The sequence below is a fragment of the Sanguibacteroides sp. AM78-02pH3A genome (genome assembly GCF_027666085.1).
GTDB lineage: Bacteria > Bacteroidota > Bacteroidia > Bacteroidales > Marinifilaceae > Gabonibacter > Gabonibacter massiliensis.
On record NZ_JAQEHX010000029.1, the window covers coordinates 1 to 1034 of the forward strand.

A 1034-nucleotide genomic window follows, 5' to 3' on the forward strand; every position below is an offset into this window, starting at 1 on the left:
GAGCAGATGATCGGTATACCTCTCCCGAATTTTAAAGAAGAAATTGTCCGGATGGAGGAAGAGGATCGAGTAAACAGAAGAGGGGTACTTACACCATTCAGGTATGAAATGAGGGTATTAGAAAGAACCATTCGTCAAGTGATGTTCTATACTAAAATTGTTAAAGGACAACCTATTAATGTATTGAATAAGTTTGATGAAAACAAAATCCTTGTAAATAATTTATATGTGGATTTTCCACTTTATAATGACTACACGATTAGTTTTAACTCGAAGGAATATCCCGTACTTAATACCCTATTAAATCAAATGACCGATAAGGCTAATTTTGAGGAGTACTTGAGAACAGTGTATCCCCAAGCAAGTTCAGGAATAATTGATAACTCTCACGTGAGGTATTATCTTTCTAAAAATAGTTTTTCTGATGCTCTTTCGGATGCATCATTTCTCCCCGTATTGTTAAATGATTTGTTAAGAATAAAAGTCGATCAGCTTAAGGATATACTCTTGTTGTATTCTTCTTCAGAGGAGTTGAACAAGTTTTTGGTTGGTTTTGTTCAACAGTATACATTTAAACAAGTGGATTTTGAAACATTTAATACTGCCTATAAACAAGAGTTTGGCATTGACTGGATGGAATTTTTACCGCAATGGTATTCGGAGAATAGAGTTCCAGCGTATATCATAAGAGATTTTAAAATGGCGGAGATATTGGAATCTGGAATGACAGAAAATCTTACTGGTAAAAAACGTTATAAAGTGCAGGCAAGTATATATAACACGGGAGAGGTTGACGGTATTATTTCATTTAGTTTCTATACAGACAAGGGACCTCAACAGAAGAATTTTCTGGTAAAAAGGCATGAGGGGCAAAGGATCGAATGGATTGGGGAAGAGATAGGTTTTGGTGTAATTTTACTTACTAATATAGCCCGGAATAACCCGGGAACAAAGTATGCTCAAAAAGGTGTAACAACTACTGACACTACACAACGGATAGAGCAATTACCCTTTAGTTATTTTCAACCTCCGGC

At 35.6% G+C, this 1034-nt stretch carries 1 protein-coding gene; it reads left to right on the top strand.

Annotated features, from left to right (window positions below):
* Positions 1-51: 51 nt before the first annotated feature.
* A partial coding sequence (locus tag PGR74_RS14080) for a hypothetical protein (protein ID WP_270517391.1) occupies positions 52-1034 on the top strand: 983 nt, incomplete at its 3' end.